Origin of the sequence: Maribellus mangrovi, assembly GCF_037646455.1 — a bacterium.
Classification (GTDB): domain Bacteria; phylum Bacteroidota; class Bacteroidia; order Bacteroidales; family Prolixibacteraceae; genus Draconibacterium; species Draconibacterium mangrovi_A.
This window is the reverse complement of record NZ_JBBIXN010000002.1, coordinates 453477-476088: the sequence shown is the minus strand read 5'-3', so window position 1 is coordinate 476088 and position 22612 is coordinate 453477. Positions and strand designations below refer to the sequence as shown.

28 protein-coding genes are annotated in these 22612 nt (G+C 41.8%); 11 read left to right on the top strand and 17 right to left on the bottom strand.

Annotated features, from left to right (window positions below):
* Positions 1-68 precede the first annotated feature (68 nt).
* Positions 69-725, bottom strand: coding sequence for a Crp/Fnr family transcriptional regulator (locus WFY05_RS10025; protein ID WP_340112694.1), 657 nt, complete (start codon positions 723-725; stop codon positions 69-71).
* Between the two features lie 178 nt (positions 726-903).
* Here WFY05_RS10025 and WFY05_RS10020 point away from each other — a divergent pair, with 178 nt between their 5' ends.
* From WFY05_RS10020 to WFY05_RS09990, 7 genes are all read left to right on the top strand, one after another.
* On the top strand, positions 904-1248 hold the full coding sequence (locus WFY05_RS10020; protein ID WP_340112693.1) for a NifB/NifX family molybdenum-iron cluster-binding protein: 345 nt from the start codon (positions 904-906) through the stop codon (positions 1246-1248).
* Positions 1249-1275: 27 nt separating this feature from the next.
* Complete coding sequence (locus WFY05_RS10015) at positions 1276-1626, top strand: thioredoxin family protein (RefSeq protein ID WP_340112692.1); 351 nt, start codon at positions 1276-1278, stop codon at positions 1624-1626.
* A 76-nt stretch (positions 1627-1702) separates the two neighbouring features.
* Positions 1703-2623 (top strand): NAD(P)/FAD-dependent oxidoreductase, encoded by a 921-nt coding sequence (locus WFY05_RS10010; RefSeq protein WP_340112691.1) that lies wholly within the window; start codon positions 1703-1705, stop codon positions 2621-2623.
* A 39-nt stretch (positions 2624-2662) separates the two neighbouring features.
* Positions 2663-3085 carry an OsmC family protein gene (locus WFY05_RS10005; RefSeq protein WP_340112690.1) on the top strand — a complete coding sequence of 141 codons (423 nt, stop codon included), beginning with the start codon at positions 2663-2665 and terminating at the stop codon, positions 3083-3085.
* Between the two features lie 3 nt (positions 3086-3088).
* Positions 3089-3511, top strand: coding sequence for a thioredoxin (gene trxA, locus WFY05_RS10000; protein WP_340112689.1), 423 nt, complete (start codon positions 3089-3091; stop codon positions 3509-3511).
* A gap of 254 nt (positions 3512-3765) precedes the next feature.
* Complete coding sequence (locus tag WFY05_RS09995; protein ID WP_340112688.1) at positions 3766-5193, top strand: FAD-binding oxidoreductase; 1428 nt, start codon at positions 3766-3768, stop codon at positions 5191-5193.
* Between the two features lie 57 nt (positions 5194-5250).
* Complete coding sequence (locus tag WFY05_RS09990; protein WP_340112687.1) at positions 5251-6981, top strand: tetratricopeptide repeat protein; 1731 nt, start codon at positions 5251-5253, stop codon at positions 6979-6981.
* Between the two features lie 60 nt (positions 6982-7041).
* Here WFY05_RS09990 and WFY05_RS09985 read toward each other — a convergent pair whose 3' ends face one another.
* Positions 7042-8388 carry a PQQ-binding-like beta-propeller repeat protein gene (locus WFY05_RS09985; protein ID WP_340112686.1) on the bottom strand — a complete coding sequence of 449 codons (1347 nt, stop codon included), beginning with the start codon at positions 8386-8388 and terminating at the stop codon, positions 7042-7044.
* A gap of 158 nt (positions 8389-8546) precedes the next feature.
* Between WFY05_RS09985 and WFY05_RS09980 the strand changes: the two genes are divergently transcribed.
* Positions 8547-9107 (top strand): c-type heme family protein, encoded by a 561-nt coding sequence (locus WFY05_RS09980; protein ID WP_340112685.1) that lies wholly within the window; start codon positions 8547-8549, stop codon positions 9105-9107.
* Positions 9108-9191: 84 nt separating this feature from the next.
* Complete coding sequence (locus tag WFY05_RS09975; protein ID WP_340112684.1) at positions 9192-11264, top strand: beta-galactosidase; 2073 nt, start codon at positions 9192-9194, stop codon at positions 11262-11264.
* A 121-nt stretch (positions 11265-11385) separates the two neighbouring features.
* Here the strand turns inward: WFY05_RS09975 and WFY05_RS09970 are convergent, their stop codons facing one another.
* The 8 genes from WFY05_RS09970 to WFY05_RS09935 form a co-directional block, all read right to left on the bottom strand.
* Entirely contained in the window at positions 11386-12150 is a 765-nt protein-coding gene (locus WFY05_RS09970) for an SDR family NAD(P)-dependent oxidoreductase (protein WP_340112683.1), read from the bottom strand.
* A 12-nt stretch (positions 12151-12162) separates the two neighbouring features.
* Complete coding sequence (locus tag WFY05_RS09965; RefSeq protein WP_340112682.1) at positions 12163-12654, bottom strand: cyclophilin-like fold protein; 492 nt, start codon at positions 12652-12654, stop codon at positions 12163-12165.
* 127 nt (positions 12655-12781) lie between these two features.
* Complete coding sequence (locus WFY05_RS09960; protein ID WP_340112681.1) at positions 12782-13468, bottom strand: alpha/beta hydrolase; 687 nt, start codon at positions 13466-13468, stop codon at positions 12782-12784.
* Between the two features lie 33 nt (positions 13469-13501).
* Complete coding sequence (locus tag WFY05_RS09955; RefSeq protein WP_340112680.1) at positions 13502-13840, bottom strand: alpha/beta hydrolase; 339 nt, start codon at positions 13838-13840, stop codon at positions 13502-13504.
* 50 nt (positions 13841-13890) lie between these two features.
* Entirely contained in the window at positions 13891-14289 is a 399-nt protein-coding gene (locus WFY05_RS09950) for a cupin domain-containing protein (protein ID WP_340112679.1), read from the bottom strand.
* 19 nt (positions 14290-14308) lie between these two features.
* On the bottom strand, positions 14309-15067 hold the full coding sequence (locus WFY05_RS09945; protein WP_340112678.1) for a carboxymuconolactone decarboxylase family protein: 759 nt from the start codon (positions 15065-15067) through the stop codon (positions 14309-14311).
* Positions 15068-15373: 306 nt separating this feature from the next.
* Positions 15374-15952, bottom strand: coding sequence for an NADPH-dependent FMN reductase (locus WFY05_RS09940; RefSeq protein WP_340112676.1), 579 nt, complete (start codon positions 15950-15952; stop codon positions 15374-15376).
* Positions 15953-16111: 159 nt separating this feature from the next.
* Positions 16112-16735: a superoxide dismutase gene (locus WFY05_RS09935; RefSeq protein WP_340112675.1), complete on the bottom strand. Its 624-nt coding sequence runs from the start codon at positions 16733-16735 to the stop codon at positions 16112-16114.
* A gap of 202 nt (positions 16736-16937) precedes the next feature.
* Between WFY05_RS09935 and WFY05_RS09930 the strand changes: the two genes are divergently transcribed.
* Both WFY05_RS09930 and WFY05_RS09925 read left to right on the top strand, forming a co-directional pair.
* Entirely contained in the window at positions 16938-17564 is a 627-nt protein-coding gene (locus WFY05_RS09930; RefSeq protein ID WP_340112674.1) for a helix-turn-helix transcriptional regulator, read from the top strand.
* A 114-nt stretch (positions 17565-17678) separates the two neighbouring features.
* Complete coding sequence (locus WFY05_RS09925) at positions 17679-18077, top strand: pyridoxamine 5'-phosphate oxidase family protein (RefSeq protein WP_340112673.1); 399 nt, start codon at positions 17679-17681, stop codon at positions 18075-18077.
* A gap of 125 nt (positions 18078-18202) precedes the next feature.
* On the opposite strand, the gene WFY05_RS09920 is transcribed toward WFY05_RS09925, so the two are convergent.
* The 7 genes from WFY05_RS09920 to WFY05_RS09890 all read right to left on the bottom strand — a co-directional run bounded on the left by WFY05_RS09920 (position 18203) and on the right by WFY05_RS09890 (position 22505).
* Positions 18203-18934: a DUF169 domain-containing protein gene (locus tag WFY05_RS09920; RefSeq protein ID WP_340112672.1), complete on the bottom strand. Its 732-nt coding sequence runs from the start codon at positions 18932-18934 to the stop codon at positions 18203-18205.
* Between the two features lie 225 nt (positions 18935-19159).
* Positions 19160-19540 (bottom strand): DUF2255 family protein, encoded by a 381-nt coding sequence (locus WFY05_RS09915; RefSeq protein WP_340112671.1) that lies wholly within the window; start codon positions 19538-19540, stop codon positions 19160-19162.
* An 11-nt stretch (positions 19541-19551) separates the two neighbouring features.
* Positions 19552-19779 carry a tautomerase family protein gene (locus tag WFY05_RS09910; protein ID WP_340112670.1) on the bottom strand — a complete coding sequence of 76 codons (228 nt, stop codon included), beginning with the start codon at positions 19777-19779 and terminating at the stop codon, positions 19552-19554.
* 86 nt (positions 19780-19865) lie between these two features.
* Positions 19866-20732 (bottom strand): aldo/keto reductase, encoded by an 867-nt coding sequence (locus tag WFY05_RS09905; RefSeq protein WP_340112669.1) that lies wholly within the window; start codon positions 20730-20732, stop codon positions 19866-19868.
* Positions 20733-20771: 39 nt separating this feature from the next.
* Positions 20772-21332: a DapH/DapD/GlmU-related protein gene (locus WFY05_RS09900; RefSeq protein WP_340112668.1), complete on the bottom strand. Its 561-nt coding sequence runs from the start codon at positions 21330-21332 to the stop codon at positions 20772-20774.
* Between the two features lie 9 nt (positions 21333-21341).
* Positions 21342-21821, bottom strand: a complete 480-nt coding sequence (locus WFY05_RS09895; RefSeq protein WP_340112667.1) for a (R)-mandelonitrile lyase — start codon at positions 21819-21821, stop codon at positions 21342-21344.
* Between the two features lie 15 nt (positions 21822-21836).
* Positions 21837-22505: a cyclophilin-like fold protein gene (locus WFY05_RS09890; protein WP_340112666.1), complete on the bottom strand. Its 669-nt coding sequence runs from the start codon at positions 22503-22505 to the stop codon at positions 21837-21839.
* Between the last annotated feature and the right edge of the window lie 107 nt (positions 22506-22612).

Genomic DNA, 22612 nt, shown 5'->3' with positions numbered 1-22612 from the left:
AACCCCGTTAAAATGGTTCTGCTTTGTAGTTGCTTTTGGACTGAATCTTTCGGCAGCTAATTCCGCGATTATCCATTTTTACTGATCGTTGTCAGCGCCTTCGCGTCAGTAATGTCAATGTTTTTGCCATCAAGGCTTATCATGCCTTCTTTTTCAAATTCCTTTAAAAACTTAATAGCACTTTCTGCCGATATGGAGGCGAAATCAGCCAGATCCTGGCGGGTGAGGTAACTAAAAATATCTTCACTCAGAAAATCATCCTGAGAAAGGTAAAGCAGTGCCGAAGCCAGTTTGCCACGCATTTGTTTGTACGAAATATTTTTGATGATCTCAAGCAGATGTTTTTCCTGCCTGTAGTTTTTTGAAGTCACCTGCAACGCAAATTCAGGATGATCGACCAGAATTTGTTTGAGGCTTTCTTTTTCGATCATACAAATTTCGGCATTGGTGAGCGCCTGCGTAGAGTAGGTATGAACGTTCTCGCCAAAGATAGACGCGAAGGCCAGAAAATCGCCGGGTTTGGCAATGGCAAAGTTAAGCTGTTTTTCGAAACCGGTTTGCAGGTAAACTTTTACAAGACCTTTTACCACATAAATAACATAAGGCGCAAAAGCCCCTTGTTTAAAAATGTTTTCACCCTTTAAATATTCCACCCGGGTTTTATGTTCTTCAAGGTCGGAAAACTGCTCGAGCCGGCAATCGTTATATGATTCTGAATGTTCCATTTGTAAGTCATACAAATTTATCATTTCCTCGCAAAAATCAGGCTTTAAAAACAAATTCTGTCAAACGACAGGAAAAAAACTGTTAAAGTTCAGTTGCCCGGCTACAACCTCACAGCGCTAAATTCTGGCAGGGAATCATGGCTCGCTCTATCTTTGTAAACGTAAAACAAAGCAAAAAATGAGACGGGTAGCCATACCAATAGCAGACAATAAACTGAGCGAATATTTCGGAGGATGTAATTTCTACGAAATTTTCGAGATCGAAGACGGAGCGGTTCGAAAGTCGTCGGTAGAAATACCAACTGTAGAAACAGTAGATGAACTGCCGCAGTGGCTCGAACAGCGTGGAATTACCGATGTGATTGTATTTAAAATCAAAAAAGAGATCATATCGCTGTTTGCTTCCCAAAAAATAAATCTGTTTGTAGGAATCCATCAGGATACACCCGAAAATCTTATTGGTGATTACCTAAATGGTAATCTTGAGTCGGACAAAGAAATAATTCAAGAGATAACGCATTAATTAGTAACATTTTAATTTGATTTAATCATGAAACTATTAAGTACAGCACTGCACGAAATTGATAGCGCAGCAGAATTGGAAAAATTCATCAACGAAAACGAAAATGTAATGGTTTGCTGTGGCCGCATGGGCCCGATGTGTCTGCCGGTATACGATGTTATGGAAGAGTTGGAAGAAGAACGTACAAACGTAAAGTTTGCTACTATGGCTTTCGATAATCCTGAGGCAGCAGTAATTCGTAACGCACCCGAGTGTCGTGGTTTTATGGGACTTCCGTTCACTATGTACTATAAAAACGGTAAAGTTGCACATGCTACCAGCAGCATTCAGAATATGCAGCAGGTAACCAGCATCCTCGACGAACAATTTGGAGCATAATAAAAACCCAACTTTATATATGGATATTCCCGGTACGTCCGGGATATCCAATTTTTAACGAGTAACTATTCATAAAATGAGCGAAGTTTTTGATACCATTGTGATTGGAGCAGGAGCTGCAGGTTTAACTGCAGGCATTTATTCGTCGCGAGCCAAACTTTCAACTTTAATTTTGAATGAAGGAGCTGTAGGCGGACAAATGGTGCTGACCGAGGAGATTGCCAATTATCCCGGTGTGCCAACCACGAAAGGATACCTGCTGGCCAATAACATGAAAATGCAGGCCAAAAGTTTTGGTTGTAAGATCAAATCGAATGTAAAAATTGCCAGGTACGATCTTGAAGGAGAAATTAAAACCATTGAACTGGAGGATGGTCGCTCATTTCAGGGAAGGTCGGTGATTCTGACTCCCGGAGGAAGACCTCGTTCGTTGAATATTGAAGGCGAAGACACGTTTAAGGGGAAAGGAATATCGTACTGCGCTACCTGCGATGGCGATTTCTTCACCGGAAAAGAAGTAGTGGTTGTTGGTGGTGGAAACTCGGCACTGGAAGAAGCCGTTGCACTGACCAATTTTGCAACAAAAGTGACGATCGTTCACCAGTTCGATCAGTTTCAGGCTTTCAAACATGCAGTGGAAGAAGCTGAGAAAAATCCGAAAATCGATATTGTGATGGAATCGGAACTTCGCGGATTTTATGGAAACGGTTCGTTGCAGAAAGTTTCAATTGAGCACCTTCCAACAGGAAACCGCTCGGAACTGAATACCGACGGGACCTTTATTTTTATTGGCTATGTGCCCAATACCGAAGATTTAAAAGATGTGGTGGCACTGAACGAACGCGCTGAAATTATTGCAGATGCCGAGATGAAAACCAACATTCCGGGTGTTTTTGCTGCCGGCGATTGCATTAACAAACGTTACCGCCAGGTAACAACTGCCGTGGCCGATGGAACGATTGCGGCTTTGAGCGCTTCAGAATTCCTTCGTGGATAAACACGAAAAAAATAGAAAGAATACAATTTAAAATAAGATATGTCGAAACAAGAAGTAAAAGTAGACTGGCTGGAAAACATGGCTTTTGAAGCCGATATAAGTGGTCATAAAGTAATTATAGACGCTGCGGAAGCAGTTGGTGGCGAAGATCGCGGACCACGCCCAAAACCACTGATGTTGACCGCACTGGCTGGCTGTACCGGGATGGATGTGGTTTCCATCCTCAAAAAAATGCGGGTAAAACTCGATGGTTTTAATGTTGCTGTGGAGGGAGACCTTACGGAAGAACATCCAAAGCAGTTTTCAAAAATGCATGTGGTGTATGAATTCAAAGGAAAGGACCTTCCTTTGGAAAAACTTCAAAAAGCTGTTTCTTTGTCCGAAGAAAGATATTGCGGAGTTAGTGCGCTGTACAAAAAAGCGATTGAACTGACTTCAGAAATTAAAATAAAAGAAGCTTAAGTTATGTCTACAACATTAATTGTAATAGGTGCGGTACTTGTTGTTTTAGTGGTTTTGATAACGGTAAATTATTACCGCATGAAAAATGCCAAGCCCGTTGCCAATAGCAAAAACATTAAAGTACTAAACAACAAAAATTTTAAAGCCGCCACCAAAAGGGGAGTCGTTCTCATCGATTTCTGGGCGGCTTGGTGTGGTCCGTGTAAAATTATTGCACCAACATTAAATGAAATTGCCGACACCCGCGACGATTTTAAAGTGGGCAAAATAAATGTTGATCACAACCAGCAAGTGGCAAAGAAATTCAAGGTAATGAACATTCCTACACTTCTTATTCTAAAAGATGGTAAAGAAGCAGGTCGGATTGTTGGGGTGAAAACAAAACGTGCTATCCTTAAGGAGGTAGAAGCTGTTATGGCCAGTTAACATTTGAAACTACAGAAATACAACTTATACATTTTATAGAGAGGTGCCTATGGTACCTCTTTTTTTATGTTCAAGTAGTTGATTTTTAATATTTTTTATAATAAAATACTTGCATGTCTTTAATAGGTGTCGTAACTTGTTTCATAATTCGAGTAATTGTTTCTTCTGTTGGCTTCACAAACACGATCCGAGAACCTGAGACTATTTTAGATTTTGTAACGGGGATACCTTATAAAATCTTTAAAGCTAATAATATGGAAAATTTAAATGTAATTCTGGATACCGGAGAAGAATCGGTTATTCAGGCTTCAGTCGTTTCCGACTTTGAAGCAGGTTTCAGTGGATCGGTAGTAAAAACTTCCGATGACGATTATGATGATGTACGTCAACTGTGGAATGGTATGCACGACAAGAGACCGGCGTTAATAGCACGGTGTACAGGAGTGGCCGATGTGATTGCAGCTGTAAATTTTGGCCGCGAGAATCATGTGCTTACTTCGGTTAAAGGCGGTGGACACAATGTGGCTGGGAGCGCTTCCAACAATGGTGGATTGATGATCGACCTTTCGTTGATGAAGGCCATTTGGGTTGATCAGTCGAAGCAAACAGCACATGCCCAGGGTGGTGCAACGCTGGCTGATCTCGATCGTGAAACACAGGTTTTGGGACTTGCTACTGCGGGCGGCGTGGTATCAACCACCGGAATTGCAGGCCTGACACTTGGCGGTGGTTTGGGCTGGTTGAGGAAAAAGTACGGCCTTTCGATTGATAACCTGGTTTCGGTTGATATGGTAACTGCCGACGGTAAATTCATAAAAGCCAGCGCCGATGAAAATTCCGACCTTTATTGGGCAGTTCGTGGTGGCGGAGGCAATTTTGGTATCGTCACAAATTTTGAATACCAGCTACATCAGGTGGGGCCGATGGTTTCACTGGCAGCACCTTTTTATCCGGCTGAAGAGGCAAAAGAGATATTACCCGTCTGGCGAGAGTTTATGGAATCATCGCCTGATGAGATTGCAGGAACTGCCATGTTTTGGACCATTCCTCCGGTTCCTGATTTTCCGGAAGAAACACATGGAAGAAGAGTTCTGATATTGGCAACGGTTCATTGCGGTGATGTGGATGAGGGTGCAAATACTTTGCAACCATTGAGAGAGATTAGCACTCCACTTGTCGATTTGAGCACACCAATTCCGTGGACGATGCTCCAGTCTATGTTTGATCCTTTCTTCCCGAAAGCTGCGCAGCATTATTATTTTAAATCAACTTATTTGAAAATACTTGATGACGAAGCCATTAATGCGATGCTGGATCAGGCAATAAATCCACCTCAGCCAATGGTATTGATTGCTATTTGGCATTATGGAGGAGCAATGTCGCGTATAGATGATACCACTACTGCATTTACCGGAAGGAAAAACAAATATTTATTTAGCATTGATGCCTGTTGGGCTGATGCGAGTGCCGATGATGAAGTGTTGGCTTATGCCAGGGGATTCCTGAAACACATGCAGGAATTTTCTCCGGGTGGTTTGTATGTGAATTTTGCCGGTTTGGGAGAAGAAGGCATTGATCTGGTAAAGGCTGCGTACGGCGTTAACTACGATCGCTTACTTGGGATTAAGCGTAAATATGATCCGGACAATTTCTTTAGGAATAATCAGAACATCAAGCCTTAATTATTCTGAAAATCCAATTCATTACTATTCCTAAAAACAGAATTTAAAAGTGTAACTATGAAATATTTTATGGTCTGGTTCAGTGTGTTGGGTTTCCTCATTTTTTCGAATTGTAAGATGGGGAAAAAGGAAAAACAACAATTGAGTTATACCACTATTACCTGTAATCCGGTGCCTGCAACAAGTGATGATGACTGGTACAACACCAACAAAACAGCTCCTCTGTTCGATAATCTTGGCGATCATTCTTTTCCGATAAGTACTGAAAATGAACTGGTTCAGAAATATTTTGATCAGGGATTGATTCTGGCTTATGCATTTAATCATGCAGAAGCGGCGCGTTCATTCTATTATGCATCTAAACTCGATCCTGATTGTGCCATGGCTTATTGGGGTTATGCATATGTACTGGGGCCGAATTACAACACGGCAGGTTACATGGAAAGCAAAAACTACTCGCCGGCTTACGATGCAATACAAAAGGCGGTTTCATTAGCGGACAATGTTACACCGAAAGAACGAGCACTTATACGTGCCATGTCGGAACGTTATACCAGAACGGTACCGAGAAACAGAGCTGCTTTGGATCAGGCATTTGCCGATGCCATGAAAACGGCATTTGAAACTTTTCCCGACGATGCGGATATCGGTACTATTTATGCCGAATCGTTAATGAATGTGCATCCCTGGGATTTATATGACTTCGATGGAACACCACAACCCTGGACACCGGAAATTGAGGAAATTCTGGAAAAAGTAATTTCAGAAAGTCCCCGACATCCCGGAGCGCATCACTTTTATATTCACGCTGTTGAGTCTTCACAAACTCCTGAAAGAGGTCTTCATTCTGCCAGTGTATTCGATGACGGACTTGTACCCGGAGCAGGGCATCTGGTGCACATGCCTTCGCATATTTATATCCGTACCGGGCACTATCATAAAGGAACGCTCGCCAACATAAATGCGGTTGCATCCGACAGTTCATACACTACCGCCTGTCATGCACAAGGCGTGTATCCATTGACTTATTATCCGCACAATTACCACTTTATGGCAGCGACGGCTACACTGGAAGGCAATAGCCACTGGGGAATACTGGCATCAGAAAAACTGGGGGAGATGGTTAGCAGGGAGTTAATGAAGGAGCCCGGCTGGGGAACTTTGCAGCATTATTACACCATACCGTACTATGTATATGTGAAATTTGGCAAGTGGAACAAGATTCTTACGCTACCTAATGAAACTCCTTCATTGAGTTATCCGACTGCAGTTCGGGCTTATGCTCGGGGAATGGCCTTTCTTGCCAAACAGGATCTTGCCGGTGCTCAAAAGGAACTTGATCAACTTGAACAGTTGGCTCTGGACGAAGGATTAAAAGATCTGACCATTTGGGAAATAAACTCAACTTATGAATTGGTTCAGATAGCGCGAAATGTATTGAAAGCTGAAATTCTTGCTACGCAGAAAGATTATTCTCAATCAATTGAATTACTCTGTGATGCAATAAAAGTGGAAGATGCATTAAACTACAATGAACCGCCTGATTGGTTTTTCTCAGTACGTCACCATTTAGGTGCTGTTCAAATTGAAGCGCAAAATTATCGGGATGCCATCGAAACTTATCGGGAAGATCTTGCTCATTTTCCCCGAAACGGTTGGGCATTGCATGGCATGAAACTAGCCTATACTAAGATCGGAGATTCTGATAAAGTCGCCGAAATTGATGAGCAACTAAACGATATCTGGTCGACAGCTGACATAATTATCTCCAGTTCGAGAATAAAGTGAAATACAAAATTTAAGGCCGTAATTACCCGGCCTTGCTAAAAGTTGTAGGTGGTGTTTTTCTTAATTTCCTATGCAATAAATCTTATCTACTCCCTTAAATATGTAATCATTTCCGGCCACAGCAACCGATGCCCAGAATTTGTCATCGAGTGTATTGCTTCCCAGAGCTTTAAATTCTGTTCCTGTCTGAACGATTTGAGTAACGCCTTTTTCATCAGAAAAATACAGCCGGTCGTTGGCAATCCACGGTGATGCCCAGCATGTTGCTGCCTTACCTGCTTTTTCTTTGTAAAGTCGTTCCCCTGTATTTGCATCAAAACACGATACTTCTCCGCCACGATCGGAAACAATGTAGAGAAGGCCATTGTACAAAACCGGTGATGGATATCCAAGCCCTGCAAGAGTATCAGACCATGCTACAAATTCATTTCCATTTTCGTAGGCCGGAGTCAGAGTTCCGCTTGCACCGGCTTTCACGGCATGTATTGGTCCAATGTCACGTGGACCGCCCGAAAGACCGATATATATTTTTTCTTTATCGTAAACCGGCGAGGCTGCCGCGCGTCCTTTATTGAATTCGAGTTCCCACAAAAGTTCTCCGGTATCCGGATTATACGAACGAGCTTTCGAGCCTAGTGTTACCAGTTCTGTTCGCGCCGTGTTTTCCCATATTACAGGTGTGCTGTAGGTAGTTTTTTCATCGCGGTTCACTTTCCATTTTTCTTCTCCGGTTTGAGCATTATAAGCTACCAAAAAGGAGTTTTCCTCGTTATCAACCAGCACATAAAGTGTGTTGTTGTAGAGAACCGGCGACGATCCTGTTCCCCATCCGTTGGCTGTCGGGTACACTCCGGGATCCTGTTTCCAAGCAAGGTTACCTTCCATATCGTAACAATACACGCCATGCATGCCATAGTAAACCCAAACATGTTTTCCATCGCTTACCGGTGTTTCGCAGGTATAGGTACTGCGTGCATGTTTTTTTATTCTTGGTGTGCCTTCGTAAGAAGTTACATTCCAGAGTTCATTCCCGGTTTTTATATCGAGACAACAGAGTTGTAAGCGGTAAATATCTTCAGGCAGGCTATTTTTGTCGGCTTCCTGTTGCGCAGGATCTTCTGATATTGGTTTTTCAGGTGCCTTTTTTACCAAAACAGCGGTTGAATAGAAAACTTTATCGCCGGAAACGATAGGCGATGACCAGCTTTCACCTTCCAGGGGATGTGTCCATTTAATGTTCAGACTATCATTCCATGACGTAGGCAGCATTTCATTCACCGTGATCATGTTGTCATCCGGTCCGCGAAATTTTGGCCAATCATTGTTGGTCTTACATGCTGAAAGAATGAAAACTGAAATGATGAGGATAAAGACTCCCCTGAATAAGTTGATTTTTTGCTTTTTCATGATGGTTAAAGTTGTTGTTAATTTTGGTCGATTTATCGTAAAAATATGAAATTTAATGAAAGAAGAAAATCTTTTGGAAGCAGATTAAAGCACTAATCGATAATGATTTAACCCAATATTTTTCATATCTTTTGTGCAAAAATAAACATATGATTATTATGCGTAAGATTTTAACAATTACAGTCCTGGTTGTATTTATTCTCTTTTCGTGCAAAACAGGTATTGATCCTGAAACCTATCAGGAATATCAGTCAAAGGGAAATGAAGTAACAAACCTCGCACAAGCAACACTTCTTTCCAATGTTGGAAGTGCCATTCAAAAAGGTGGTCCGGAATATGCGGTTGAGTTTTGTAACCTGAAAGTGTCGGGGATAGTTGACAGTTTAAATCAGGTTAACAATTGTAAAATATCACGTATTTCCGAAAAAAACAGAAATCCCGGAAATGCATTAAAAACTAAAGCAGATAAAAAACTATGGGAACTTTTTGAAATGAGCGCCCAAACCGACACGGTAATACAGGATAACAACGCGATATTGTATTACAAACGTATTAACACTGCTATGCCGGCCTGTTTAAAATGTCATGGAAATCCGGATGCAGATATCAATTCCTCCACAAAAGAGAAACTGCAACGACTTTATCCTAAGGATTTGGCAACCGGTTACGATCTCAACGAATTCAGAGGTCTGTGGAAGGTAGAATTTAATATGCAGTAAAGTTTTCGAAATTCTATTTTGTAAATTGGACAATATCCTATAAAACCTTATACTTGTATTTTAACCCAATTATCTGATCGACCGATGAAATATTTGCTGACCTATTTGCTGTGCGCGCTGATTGTTTCTGCAACTTTTGCGCAAAATCCAAAATCCTGGTTCCCTGACAATCAGCTAACCACAGTTGGTGCGTACTATTATCCTGAGCATTGGGATGAATCGCAATGGGAGAGAGATCTGAGAAAGATGTCGGAGATGGGATTTGAGTTTACCCACTTTGCTGAATTTGCCTGGGCGCAGCTCGAACCTGAAGAAGGCATTTATGATTTTGCCTGGCTTGACAGGGCAGTGGCACTGGCCGATAAATACGGATTAAAGGTGATGATGTGCACTTCAACGGCAACGCCACCGGTTTGGCTTGTTCGCAAACATCCCGAAGTACTGAAAACCCACGAGGACGGAACAAAAATGGATCATGGTTCGCGTCAGCATGCATCGTTTTCGAGTAACTTTTACCGCAGCTATTCGCTGAAAATGATTGAAGAACTGGCTAAACATTATGGCAACGATTCAAGGATAGTTGGTTGGCAATTGGATAATGAGCCCTATACAAATACTGACTACGGTCCGGATGCGCAACGGCGATTTCGGGAGTGGCTTAAAAAGAAATACCAGACAATCGATGCGCTGAACAAGGCCTGGGGCACCAATTTCTGGAGCGGTACCTATACCGATTTTTCACAGATCAATATTCCGAAACACAAACAGTGGGGAATGAACTTGTACCAGCGCCTGGATCACGGGCGCTTTTGCGATGAGGAAACTTCTTCTTTTCTCGATGATCAGGCGAAGGTGATTCGTCAGGATTCAAATCCGGAGCAGTGGATCACAACCAACTATATTCCATACTACGATGCCCGCTACATAGGTCAAAGTAAGGAACTGGACTTCATTACCTACACCCGTTACATGGTTTACGGCGAACATCCAGGTATCGGACTGAAAGGTTATCGCGTTGGAGAATACTCACGTATAGCCATGGCCAACGATTATTTTCGCCCTCTTTCGCCACTTTATGGGGTTATGGAATTGCAGCCCGGACAAGTAAACTGGGGGACGATCGACTCACAGCCTCTTCCCGGAGCAGTTCGTTTGTGGTTGTGGCATGTGTTTGCCGGAGGAAGCAAATTAACCTGCACCTATCGTTTCCGTGCTCCGATTTATGGCTACGAGCAATATCACTACGGAATTGTTGGAACCGACGGCGTAACGCCAACACGTGGAGGTTTGGAATTTCAGCAATTCATGGACGAGATAAATACCCTGCGCGCTGCCTATACCGGTAGTGCTGTGCCTTCCGAATATCTGGAAAGGAAGACAGCGGTTTTGTACGATCCTGATAACACTGCGGCCATCAGTCAAAATAAACAAACGCGTCTTTGGGATACCGAAAGCCACGTGCTGAAATATTACAAAGCTTTAAAATCGTTTGGTGCACCGGTTGATTTTATCCGCGATACCATGGATTTTTCAGAATATCCGGTCTTGGTAGTACCGGCCTATCAACAAATGAGCCTTAACACAACAGATAAACTTACAAAGTATGTGAAAGCCGGTGGTAATTTGGTGATGTCGTGCCGAACCGCACATCAGGACGAATTTGGACATTTGTGGCAGGCAAAACATGCAGAACCGATTTATGATCTGATCGGGGCGGAAATTGAATTCTTTGATTTGCTGCGATCCTATGCACCTGATACCATAGTTACACCCGAAGGCAATTTTGCCTGGACTACCTGGGGCGATATCCTGAATCCTTCGACCGGAACCGAAAGCTGGGGAACTTATTCCGGAGATTTTTATGCCGGAAAAACTGCCGTTACTTTTCATCAACTTGGAAAAGGCACAGTAACCTATTTAGGCGCCGACAGTAATGCAGGTGATTTGGAACACAGTGTTCTTCAGAAAGTTTATAAGCGACTGGAAATAGATGTGGAAAACTACCCGCCGGGAGTTATTGTGGAATACCGCGATGGATTTGGTATTGCCATGAATTACACCGATAAGCCTTTTGAAATGCCGGTGCCGGAATCTAAAATTTTAATAGGAGAGAAAACCATACCGACTACCGGTGTTTTAGTGTGGGAAATTGATTAAGTCATTTACCTGAAATTGATCCTTTCCTTTGGCTGCCAGCCAGGGATTGTGTGAATTTTTAGTTTCTGATTTTTACTTTGATAAACTTCGGTGTTTTTTGTAAATCAGTCTGTTGGGTTATTTATGAAAAAGGAATCCCGGAAATCTGCTCACAGACCGATAAGTATTTTTCCTGAATTTCAATTTCTTTTGCCTGCGGATTAAATGGTTCTTCCTTTTTGTGATAAAGGTAACGACCACTAATTCTGGCCGCTTCATCGTTGGATGTGGCGAGCCAGACCTGCGTAGCAAATCCCTTGTTCAGGTCGTCGGGAGCTCCGCTGCCACCCATCTTTGTGGGTACCCAACCCGGATCTACGGCATTTGAAATGACTTCGGGCCATTTATGCGCAACCGCAAGTGCCAGAATCAGATCGTGAAGTTTGGTGTCGGAATAGCTGGGATTATTTTTTCCCCCAAGAATTTCATTTAGTTGTTTTAAATCAGCATTGCCATGCAGGTGCATATTTGAGCTCAGGTATATCAGTCGTTCTGGACGATGAATTAAAGCCGTTAAAATATATGGTGCAAGGCTGTTGACTGCATAAGTCAACGGCAACCCATCTTCGCTTTTGGCGTTTGCCGGAAGCTGATAAACACCGGCATTATGAATAATGGCATCAAATTTTCCCAGGTCATTAACCTGCGTGGCAATACTTTTGGTTTCTTCCATACTCGAAAGATCTCCAATTATTACATGTTCCGCATCAGGAATTCTTTGGATCGTTTGTTTAGCTCTTTCTTCATTCCGCGTATGGGCAACCACCTGATGTCCCAGCGAAATCAGTTTTTGGGCGGCCAATAGTCCCAGTCCGTCTGAGGAACCTGTGATAAATATTCTTGCCATTTTCAAACTCTTTTATTCCACTGGCAACGATAAAGTAATCGTTACATTTCCCGCTCCGAGCACTTGCATCAACTCTTCCTTTGTGATATTGTCAATTTTTCCAAGTCGGGTGAAACTCCAGGTATTTGGCGCATAATAAATGACCAGTGCATTTCCCTGGTACAAAATAATATCGCCCGGTTCAGTGGTTATCGACTGATCGTTTCGTGGATAACTTTTACCGAGTGACCCTACTTTTTCCATGTTGCCATAGTCGCGCATTTCAACTGTAATTGATCCTTTTTTCAGTTCAGCTACCAAAGCTGCAGCCGAAGAATTATCTGCAAGAGTTGCGGTAAGTGTGGTATCCCCGATTTGTAAATTCATAGTACTTGTGTTTATCGTATCGATTGTAATTTCTTCGTTTTCAGTGTCAACAGATTCTAAATCGTGACTTTCGCCTGAACAGGCGAGGGTAATTGTAATGACTGCGATGCTGAAGAACAAGAAGATATTTATTTTCATGGTTTTTGTTTTAATTCCACAGAACATGATGTGGATTGTAAGTTACTAAGTTTCGACGGCTCTAAAAAGAACTAAAACGCCCCGCAAATAGGAGGCGCTTTATAATCAATTACCTTTCGTAGAATCTTTATTTCAGATTTTCTTTGAAGAATGATTCTAATTTGTCGAACGGAATTACATCTACTTTGTCATACAAATCGGTATGAACAGCACCCGGAATAATCATCAGTTCTTTTGGCTCGTTTGCTGCTTTGTAAGCATCTTCGCTAAAGTAACGAGAGTGTGCATTTTCGCCGGCAATAATTAATACCGGACGAGGCGAAATCTCATTGATGTACGTAAGCAACGGCATGTTCATAAACGATAATGCGTTGGTTGCAGTCCAAGATCCGTTTGAGTTGATCGAACGTGAGTGAAATCCGCGCTCTGTTTTGTAGTAGTTAACGTAACCTTGTACAAATTCTGGTTCTTCACCGGTTAACTGATCAGGCTCAGGCAATCCGGCAGGACCATAAGCAGGTGCTCCGTTTTCTGCATCTTTCCAACGTTGCTCACCCAATTGTTCCAGCATTTGTGAACGTTGTTCCGAAGTCATGCTGTCGAAATAACCCCGTGCTGTAACGCGCGACATGTCGTACATACTGGCAACTGCCACAGCTTTTACACGTTTGTCGACAGCGGTAGCGTTTAGACCCATTCCGCCGAAACCACAAATTCCCATAATTCCAACTTTCTCACGGTCAACAAAGGATTGAATTCCAAGGAAGTCGATAGCTGCGCTAAAGTCTTCAGTGTTAATATCTGGTGATGCCACGTTGCGAGGCTCGCCACCGCTCTCACCTGTAAATTAAGGATCGAAGGCAACTACGGCAAAACCACGTTGTGCGAACTGGTTTGCGTAAAGACCTGATGATTGTTCTTTAACTGCTCCGTAAGGACCACTGATTGCCAATGCAGGAAGTGGTTCTGTTCCTCTGTCTTTTGGTAAATACAGGTCACCGGTCAGGGTGATTCCGTAACGGTTTTTGAAAGTTACTTTTTCGCGTGTAACCTTGTCACTTAATTCAAAAGTGTAATGTTCTTCTGTCTGTTTCATCTCTGTTTGTTTACTTGTTTGTTTGTTTACTGAATATGCCTGTGACAGTGTAGCGACTGACAACAGTGCCACAAATAATAGTTTTCTCATTTTCTAATTGCTTAATTGTTTCTGTTTTGTAATTGTTTTCTGTTTCTTGCTTAGCCCAACTTGTTGTATTCTTCGTCGGTAACCGGGCCGTTCCATTGTGTGGTCGATCCTTCAACCGGAACTGACAATGCGATGTGTGCGAACCAGCTGTCTTTTGCTGCTCCGTGCCAGTGATTTACTCCGGCCGGAATGTTAACTGTGTCGCCCGGATGCAACTTCTGGGCAGGTTTGCCTTCTTCCTGGTACCATCCTGTTCCGGCTGTGCAAAACAAAATTTGTCCGCCGCCATTGTGTACGTGCCAGTTGTTGCGGCATCCCGGCTCGAATGTTACGTTGAACGAAGGAACGCCTTCCAAGGTTAATACTGCCAGGTAACTTTGTCCTGTAAAGTATTCTGCGTAAGCATCGTTTTTCTGTCCCAGTGGGAATGGTTGTTTAAATTCACTCATTTTTTAATCCTCCTTTTATTTATTTGTTTTCTGGTATTACTTCGTTTATGCATGCCAATGCATTCAATGTTCTTGGGAAACCCATATAAGGCAAACATTGTGTTACAGCTGTCAGCATGATGTTTTTATCGTTTCCAACACTCAGGTTCCCGTTTACGTGCGATTTTACCTGGTTTTCGCAGCCGCCCAGTGCGCTTAAAATACAAAGGGTGAGTAGCTCGCGGGTTTTAAGATCCAGTGTTCCACGTGTATAAATATCGCCGAAACAAAACGCCGATAAGTAGTTCTGAATGTGCTTCTGATTTTCGGGAGCCATTTCGTGCATTTTGTCGATGATCTCACCAAAAATGCTTTTTTGCACTTTTAATCCATCTTCGAAACGGGTTTCTTCGGTCACTGTTTTCTGACTCTCAACAGGAAGCGAAATGTTAGCCGCCTTAAAAACCTCGTTGGCTTTATTAATGGCATTTAGCGTTTTTGGAAATCCAAGGTAAGGCGCACATTGATATATGGCTTCCTTGATTTCAACCGGCGATACGCCAATATTTAAAGCTGCAAAAACATGTGCCTGCAGTTGCTCAAGCGTTTGATTGGTTGTTAATACAACAATTGTAATTAACTCACGTAATTTGTCGCTCAAATCGCCCTGATAGAAGACCTCTCCGAAAATGAAACGGTTTAGCATCTCCTGCAAATCCGGATCAGTTTCTGCCAGTGGACCTGTGTGTTGTCCGAATAATTCTTCAAACTTTTTCTTACTTAATTCTATCCTGTCCATTTGTTTGTTTTTTAAGAATTGCTCAACCTCAAACAATTATGAAAGTTTCACAATGCAAATATCATTATTAGCTATCTTATAAAATTACCAAAATAACGGATAGAGTTACCCCGATTACGGAATGTTATGCAAAAGGAGGGAATTGGGGTCTGTGAAATTGAAAATTGTGATAATTTGCTGGGAATTAGCTTAGTGTTTTATTGTGAAAAGTGCAGATTGGGGCATGCTGATTTTAGCTGACGGGTGAAATCATCAACACAAAAACAAATTAGGGGGTAAAAAAACGTGCGTATTAAGGAATGGAAGTTATCCTGCAACCGGGACAAAAGTTTCTCTGACCTCAACCTTTCTGCTGGTAGCCAGATTAACCAAAAGATTCAGTTTCTCTTTATTGGCAGCTGTAATTTCTGTAGGATTTTCTGCTTCAAACAACGTGCTTCTAACCAAAGGCGCGCTAAATGGAACCGGCCAGGCCCGAAGTGCTTTTGCAATGGCGTCCATGGTGTTAATGCCTTGCATGGCCTGAATTCCGTCGGCCCAGCAGATCATACCAATATTTTTGTCGGTAAGGTAGGGGATCGGTGCTTTTGAGCTGACCTCGAGCCAGTCGAGGCAGTTTTTCATCGCACCGGGAATGCTTCCATGATACAAAGGAGCCAGCCAAAAATGTACATCGGCTTCTAAAAACTGTTGATTCATTACTTCTACCGAATGTGGGACTTCTGTAAGGGCTGTGTCAAAAAGAGGAATTCCGGCATCGGCTAAATTGAAAATTTGGTTTTCAATACCCATCTCGTCCAATCTTTCTGACAAGTAGTTGGAAAGTAACACCGGTGTTGAATGCAACCTTCTTTCCATGGCTCCGTTAAATATTATGGCTTTCATATCTGTTTTCTGTTATGGATTTGGTTGAAGTTTAGCGCTTGTTATGGTTTTCTGATTTGGGGAACCGGAAAAAATCAGGCCCTGCTAATTTTGCAGAGCCGACCTTTTTTTATCAATTGTTGTGCTATGCTGTTATTGGTTTTTCCAATAATCAGGTTGTTAGAGTTTTGACAAAGCTTCTTCGTATTTTTTCTCTACTGAAGCCCAGTCCAAAACCGACCAAAATGCATCGAGGTAATCAGCTCTTTTGTTTTGGTATTTCAGGTAATAAGCGTGCTCCCATACATCAACACCTAAAATTGGAAATCCTTTGTCACCTGATTCCAAATCCATCAGCGGGTTGTCCTGGTTTGGAGTTGCAGTAACTGCTACCGAACCATCAGCTTTTACGTAAAGCCATGCCCAGCCCGAACCAAACTGTCCTAAACCTGCTTTTTTAATTTCTGCTTTCAAATTGTCTACATCGCCAAAAGCTGCGGCAACTTGTTCAGCCAGTTTTCCTGTAGGATTTTCCTGTGGAGTTGGCGACAAAATTTCCCAGAACAGCGAGTGGTTGTAGTGTCCACCACCATTGTTGCGTATGGCTTTGCTGTATTTACTTACTTCGCTGATAATTTCTTCCAGACTTTTGTTTTCTGCTTCTGTACCTTCAACGGCATTGTTCAGGTTATTTACATACGCCTGATGGTGACGTTTGTGGTGAATTGTCATTGTTTCGTTGTCGAAATGTGGCTCCAATGCATCTGTTGCATATGGAAGAGCCGGTAAATTGAATTTGCTCATTATGTTGTTATTTTAATTGTTATTAACTGAGAGCAAATTTACAACATCGATTAATAAAACAACTAAAAAGTTGCTAAAAAGTAAATTGGTTTTGTCTATGTGTCATTGATAATATTGTTACATGTATGGTATGTTGGTGTTTGTGAACTATTTTGTTATTTTTACCTTGTATTAATAAAACAACTAAATGTTGTAAAATAATATGAAAAAGAATTCGTCAGAACGTATATTAATGCAACTCAAAATGAGAGGAGAGGCCACGGCACTTTTAATCTCCGATGAGCTTGACATGACCAAGGAGGGAGCGCGGAAACATTTGCTGAACCTTTCTGAAGCCGGTCTTGTAAAAGCAACGGTGAAAAGTGAAGGTGTGGGACGTCCTTCAACTTATTATTCACTTACCGATAAAGGTTTGTCGCGGTTTCCTAATACACATGCCGACATTACGGTACAATTGCTTCAATCGGTGAAAAAACTTTTGGGCGAAAATGCACTCGATTTGCTGATCAGCGACCGGGAAGCGGTTATTTACGAACGCTACGAAAAGCAAATGGAAGGCTCGGAAACCATTGAACAAAAGCTGGATGTATTAAGCAAAACACGTTCGGAAGAAGGCTACATTGCCGAGTGGAAAAAAGAAGGCGCTGCATATTATTTAATCGAAAATCATTGTCCGATTTGTGCGGCAGCCACCGAATGTCAGGGATTTTGCCGATCGGAATTAAAAAACTTTAAAGAGCTGATTGGCAAGGGTTACGATTTGGAGCGCACAGAATATATCATTGAAAATGGCAACCGATGCGTTTATAAAATCAAAAAATCGAGCTAGACGTTTTTAAAATCCCTCACATTCAAATTTTAACATTTGTAAAAAGAATCACGAGCCAAATCCATTAATTTAGTACGATATTTTAAGCTTAATTAATTTTAGGAGGATACAATTATGTCACAGTTAACAGCTGAAATGAAAGAATTGGTAATGAGCCAGCAGTGCTTTCATGCAACCGTCAGCAAAGATGGAATTCCAAACAATGCACCAAAACGATCAACACGTGTTTTTAATGACGGGACTTTGATTTTTAACGAAGGAGTGGGGGGTATCACTTACCAGAATATTCTGGATGGTTCGAAAGTAGCGACTGCTGTTGTTAACCGCGATGTGATGGACGGTTATCGTTTTATTTCGAGACCGGAAGTTATTACAGAGGGTGAACTTTATGAGAAATCAGCTGAAATGTCGCAGAAAGCGGGAATGCCAAAACCAAAAGCAGTGATTCTGTTACATATCGACGAAATTCACAGTTTGAAGCCAGGACCAATGGCGGGCAAAAAAATTGGATAACCAGTTTAATTAATTAACGTTTGAATGCCGGTTTGTTGAGCTGCTTTGCACAATTAACCGGCATTTCTTTGGTTGTCACTTCCTGTTTTACGGGTTGAACCGCCTCGCAGGGTATTTTGCGGGACCTAATCTATTCTTGATTGAAGATTACGCCAGGTTTCTTTGGTCAGGAAGCTTTCTTCCACCTGCTCTTCCAATTCCAGAAATCGTTGATACGGTATCCCAAATGAAAGAATATCTTTATCGATAAGTTTGCGCACCGAAAGATCGGTTAGCCCCACAAAACAATTCGAGCCTCCTTTTTCTGCTTCGTGCATAGGATACAAAATGGTTTGCTGGCATCCGGCTGCGAAATCGATTTTAACATTGTCCTGCGTTTCTTTGTCGTAATTGGCGAGTACTACCAGCGCAGAAATCTGATCGGCATTGGCCAAAATAATGACAATTTCAGGAGTTTCGTCTTTCGTTAGTTCTGCAAGTGGTTTAAAAACAATGTACTTCTTGGTTACAATTTCAGGCAATCCGGTTGCGAATTTTTCAGCCAGATCCTGCGTTTTTAAATAATATTCACCATCGCGTCCATTCGGGAAACCGGTGGACAAAAGCTGCTTGATAAAATTTACATCGTAACATCCTACACCCAGTCCAACCTGGCCGCCCATACAGGGTGTTGTTTTTTTATCGAATACAACGGTTTTTCCGTTGGAGGCAGCATTTAATAAGGAAACTACGCAGCCCCATTTCCCCTCTTTAAACTGGGTGGCTTTTTCCGGTTTGCTGGTTGAACGGAAAACAGCAACCGGATGAGTCTTTAGCTTTAAGGCTTCTGCAATTTTACTTTTGGTTTTTAGAATCATTACATTTCCGTTTTTGAGTTCATTAAATATCGGAAAATATTTACTCAAATCTCGTAAGATGATTCCGGATTGGATTTCAGTTCTTCTTTCTTTCCCTCATTCTGACGCTAACAGGGAGAAGTTGTACTTTACCTTTTGTCAATGTACTTTTTTGTGATGTTACAAGGCAAAAACTGCTTTACGGAACGGTGCAAAATAGTTTTTAAAACTTGATTGAAATTCGAATTAAAATACCCGAACAGTTGCAGCTTTAGCCCTCTCACTTATCATCGAGTTCAAATAAGGACTGTCTGTGTATTTTGCACGGTAGGCATCGTCAATTTTTTCGTTAAGACCACTATCTGTAATGGTCTCAAACTGTACCTTTTTTACCATTCCGGCGGCTTCAATCTTACCCGCTTTTTGTTTGACAGCCGACTGGTACCATCTTGATTTTGTGCCGTAATAGGCTCTTACATATAGATTTCCATCAACCTTTACATTCCATATCCAGGTTGGCGTTCCGTAGGTTACTCCGTCCTCACGAAATGGCGCAATATGAAAATCGTCATTTTGAGCTATAAGAGCTATATCCTGTGGTGTTAATGATACTGAGTTTGCTGTCATCTTTTGACTTTTTACATTTTGTATCCCGGTTCTTTGTAGAGCACATCTTTTTTACCCATGATGTCATTGGGATAAACTTTCTTCTTCCAGTCATCAAAAGTAAAATCTTCAATGCTTACAGAATAAGATTCATCACCGTATCCAATCACTTTTTGAGCAGCCTTTACGACTTCTTTGGCCAGTGCTTGCTTTTGCTCTTCCGTTTTGCCTTCCAGCAATTTAATTTGAAAATGTGGCATATCCGTATTTTTTCGAACACAAAAAAGCCTGTCGAAGAAAAGCCTCTCTCCGACAGAACTTTAAAGTGATTCTCCCCTTTAATTAATTATTTTAATTTGCCTCCGTATACCGGAAACATGCTGGCATCGCCGTAATCTTCGATTTGTTTCAGATTCTTCAGTGTTTCCATATCTGCTTCCGAAATCACAAAATCAACATCTGCATTGTTTTTCATGTGTGCCGGATTGGCGGTTTTTGGAATGGGTAACAGCCCCAATTGCAGGGTGTAACGTATGGCCAATTGTGGTATCGAAACACCAGATTTTTCAGCCATTTTTGCTACTTCCTCGTTTTTCATCAATTCGCCGTGTCCGATTGGAGAATAAGCCTCAACAAGAATGTCATTTTTCTCGCAATACTCAATCAACTCTTTCGGTGTATTGCTGATGTGAGCCAAAATTTGATTGACCATTGGTTTTACCGTGCATGATTCAAGAATGTTCTCGATGTCGGCTTTCTGGAAGTTTGAAACGCCAATAGCTTTCAGTTTTCCTGCTTTGTATGCTTCTTCCAGTGCTTTCCAGGCTTCACGGTTTCCGTCAGCATGAGTATCTTCTTCGTGGAATTCCATCCATGGTTTCGGACTGTGAATGATCATCATATCAATGTAATCGAGCCCCAGTGTTTCCAACGACTGATCGATCGATTTCACAGCTTCATCATACGATTTTACTTCGGCAGCCAGTTTTGTGGTTACAAATAAATCTTCGCGTGCAACTCCACAAGTTCTGATGCCTTCACCAACTCCGCGTTCGTTTTGATATGCCTGAGCAGTGTCGATGTGACGATAGCCCAATTCTACGGCATCTTTCACCGCTTGTATTGAATCTGAATCACTTATAAACCATGTTCCGAGTCCCAGTTTTGGGATTTCAACGCCGTTTGACAGCGTATAATTTTCTTTTAATATCATAATAATATCTCCTTAAAATTAATAATTGTCTCTATCTGTTTAGTCTATTTTTTTGATGAATTTGGCAGGAATCCCACCAACAATGGTGTTCGCAGGAACATCTTTGTTGACGACTGCTCCGGCTGCTACAATCGAATTTTCTCCCACGGTTACTCCGGCCATAATTGTAGCTCCTGCGCCTATCCAGGCATTTCGCTTTATAACCACAGGTTTTACTTCAAGTGCTCTTCTGTTTTCAGGATCTATGGGATGTCCTTCGGAAGTGAGATTCACTTTGGGGCCGATCAATACGTTGTCTTCAATATAAATCTTCCCCAATGCAAGCATGGTACAGGCATGGTTGATGTATACATTTTTTCCGACGCTAACAAATTCGGCATGGTTGATAAAAACCGGAATTTGAACATAGGAAGTAGGATCAAGAGGCGTTCCTGTTAAATCGCCCCACATTGCTCTTAGCTGATCCGGATCGGAAGTGGCATTGTATTTAATCAATAATTCGGTAGTTCGAATGCCTGATTTGCCCACCTGCTCATACTGAGGATCGCTAAAGGCGACTACTTCGCCGGACTGTAATCGTTCAAATATATTGTTACTCATAACCTTCAATTAATTGATGCCCGTATATTGTTCATCTGTAACGGGCTCTTTCCACTCAACAATTCCTTTCTCGGTATTTGGAACAATGTAAATATGGCTCATGCTTGCATCTTTTGAGGCACCGTGCCAGTGATCTACATCCGGTGGACATTTCACAACATCACCTTTATGGATAACCTCGATGGGTTCTCCTTTAATTTGATGATAGCCAACTCCGGCAGTAACAATTAGAATTTGTCCGGCCGGATGCGAATGCCAGTTGCTGCGTGATCCTGCTTCAAAATAAACTTCACCGCCGGCGGTCGTAAATATGGAATCATTGTCAATTAATCCGGTGACATACACGTTTCCGGTAAAAAAATCATCTGGTGCCAGCTGGCCTTTTTCGAACACATGTTCTACCTCTGTATTTGTGGTGTTATCACAACTTGTAAGAAACATCGCTACTAACATCACGCTTGCAATGATCTTAATGTTTAAATATCTCATAATCATATGTTTTTATTAATTCTTAACAACTTTCTTTACCACAGGTTCGTCATTTCCTAGTTCAATCTTCAAAAAATATATTCCCGATTTTAATGTGCTGAGATCAATATCGGCTTCCATTGTTTCCAGCATTTCCCGACCATTGGAATCAAGCAGAGTAATTTTTTCGAATTCGCCCGATACTTTCACTGAATTTTCTGTCGGATTTGGATAAACTTGAAAATCATTTTTATTCAATCTTTTAATGTCTGTTGTTGGATCAGCCAGTTCCAATGTTACCGTAACATCGCCTTCACCCAAAACTGCTTTTAATTGCTCCTGTGTAACATTGTCGATTTTTCCCAGGCGTGTAAAGTTCCATGAATTCGGTGCGTAATAAATCACCAGCGCGTTGCCCTGATACAAAATAATGTCTCCGGGTTTGGTAGTAATTTGCTGGTCGTTTCGTGGTAAAGTTGTTCCAAGCGGGCCAACTTTTTCCATGTTTGCGTAGTCGCGCATTTCAATAGTCAACGGTGCTTCCTGTAATAGCTCAATCAATGCTGCCACAGATGAATTATCCACCAAAGTGGCAGTCAGCTCTGATTGACCGTTAACCGTAATAGTTATTTGTGTTTCCTGCGCCGAAACCTGCGCTGTTAGAAAAACGATCGCAATCAATAATATTTTGAATTTTGTGCTCATAGCCTCTTCTTTTAGTTGGAATGAAATCACTTTACAAATATCGGTAGAAGAAGTGGGAGAAAATGACCAAAATTACGGAGTCACTTACCACTTTTACGGAATCAGGT

What these genes read in the sequence shown, in the direction of transcription:
- WFY05_RS09955 (WP_340112680.1), bottom strand. Translation starts at nt 13,840, where the DNA reads ATGAGAAAACTATTATTTGTGGCACTGTTGTCAGTCGCTACACTGTCA.
- WFY05_RS09945 (WP_340112678.1), bottom strand. Translation starts at nt 15,067, where the DNA reads ATGGACAGGATAGAATTAAGTAAGAAAAAGTTTGAAGAATTATTCGGA.
- WFY05_RS09980 (WP_340112685.1), top strand. Translation starts at nt 8,547, where the DNA reads ATGCGTAAGATTTTAACAATTACAGTCCTGGTTGTATTTATTCTCTTT.
- WFY05_RS09890 (WP_340112666.1), bottom strand. Translation starts at nt 22,505, where the DNA reads ATGAGCACAAAATTCAAAATATTATTGATTGCGATCGTTTTTCTAACA.
- WFY05_RS09925 (WP_340112673.1), top strand. Translation starts at nt 17,679, where the DNA reads ATGTCACAGTTAACAGCTGAAATGAAAGAATTGGTAATGAGCCAGCAG.
- WFY05_RS09910 (WP_340112670.1), bottom strand. Translation starts at nt 19,779, where the DNA reads ATGCCACATTTTCAAATTAAATTGCTGGAAGGCAAAACGGAAGAGCAA.
- WFY05_RS10020 (WP_340112693.1), top strand. Translation starts at nt 904, where the DNA reads ATGAGACGGGTAGCCATACCAATAGCAGACAATAAACTGAGCGAATAT.
- WFY05_RS10025 (WP_340112694.1), bottom strand. Translation starts at nt 725, where the DNA reads ATGGAACATTCAGAATCATATAACGATTGCCGGCTCGAGCAGTTTTCC.
- WFY05_RS10005 (WP_340112690.1), top strand. Translation starts at nt 2,663, where the DNA reads ATGTCGAAACAAGAAGTAAAAGTAGACTGGCTGGAAAACATGGCTTTT.
- WFY05_RS09900 (WP_340112668.1), bottom strand. Translation starts at nt 21,332, where the DNA reads ATGAGTAACAATATATTTGAACGATTACAGTCCGGCGAAGTAGTCGCC.
- WFY05_RS09975 (WP_340112684.1), top strand. Translation starts at nt 9,192, where the DNA reads ATGAAATATTTGCTGACCTATTTGCTGTGCGCGCTGATTGTTTCTGCA.
- WFY05_RS09930 (WP_340112674.1), top strand. Translation starts at nt 16,938, where the DNA reads ATGAAAAAGAATTCGTCAGAACGTATATTAATGCAACTCAAAATGAGA.
- WFY05_RS09995 (WP_340112688.1), top strand. Translation starts at nt 3,766, where the DNA reads ATGGAAAATTTAAATGTAATTCTGGATACCGGAGAAGAATCGGTTATT.
- WFY05_RS10010 (WP_340112691.1), top strand. Translation starts at nt 1,703, where the DNA reads ATGAGCGAAGTTTTTGATACCATTGTGATTGGAGCAGGAGCTGCAGGT.
- WFY05_RS09965 (WP_340112682.1), bottom strand. Translation starts at nt 12,654, where the DNA reads ATGAAAATAAATATCTTCTTGTTCTTCAGCATCGCAGTCATTACAATT.
- WFY05_RS09985 (WP_340112686.1), bottom strand. Translation starts at nt 8,388, where the DNA reads ATGAAAAAGCAAAAAATCAACTTATTCAGGGGAGTCTTTATCCTCATC.
- WFY05_RS10015 (WP_340112692.1), top strand. Translation starts at nt 1,276, where the DNA reads ATGAAACTATTAAGTACAGCACTGCACGAAATTGATAGCGCAGCAGAA.
- WFY05_RS09920 (WP_340112672.1), bottom strand. Translation starts at nt 18,934, where the DNA reads ATGATTCTAAAAACCAAAAGTAAAATTGCAGAAGCCTTAAAGCTAAAG.
- WFY05_RS09970 (WP_340112683.1), bottom strand. Translation starts at nt 12,150, where the DNA reads ATGGCAAGAATATTTATCACAGGTTCCTCAGACGGACTGGGACTATTG.
- WFY05_RS09915 (WP_340112671.1), bottom strand. Translation starts at nt 19,540, where the DNA reads ATGACAGCAAACTCAGTATCATTAACACCACAGGATATAGCTCTTATA.
- trxA (WP_340112689.1), top strand. Translation starts at nt 3,089, where the DNA reads ATGTCTACAACATTAATTGTAATAGGTGCGGTACTTGTTGTTTTAGTG.
- WFY05_RS09895 (WP_340112667.1), bottom strand. Translation starts at nt 21,821, where the DNA reads ATGAGATATTTAAACATTAAGATCATTGCAAGCGTGATGTTAGTAGCG.
- WFY05_RS09940 (WP_340112676.1), bottom strand. Translation starts at nt 15,952, where the DNA reads ATGAAAGCCATAATATTTAACGGAGCCATGGAAAGAAGGTTGCATTCA.
- WFY05_RS09935 (WP_340112675.1), bottom strand. Translation starts at nt 16,735, where the DNA reads ATGAGCAAATTCAATTTACCGGCTCTTCCATATGCAACAGATGCATTG.
- WFY05_RS09905 (WP_340112669.1), bottom strand. Translation starts at nt 20,732, where the DNA reads ATGATATTAAAAGAAAATTATACGCTGTCAAACGGCGTTGAAATCCCA.
- WFY05_RS09990 (WP_340112687.1), top strand. Translation starts at nt 5,251, where the DNA reads ATGAAATATTTTATGGTCTGGTTCAGTGTGTTGGGTTTCCTCATTTTT.
- WFY05_RS09950 (WP_340112679.1), bottom strand. Translation starts at nt 14,289, where the DNA reads ATGAGTGAATTTAAACAACCATTCCCACTGGGACAGAAAAACGATGCT.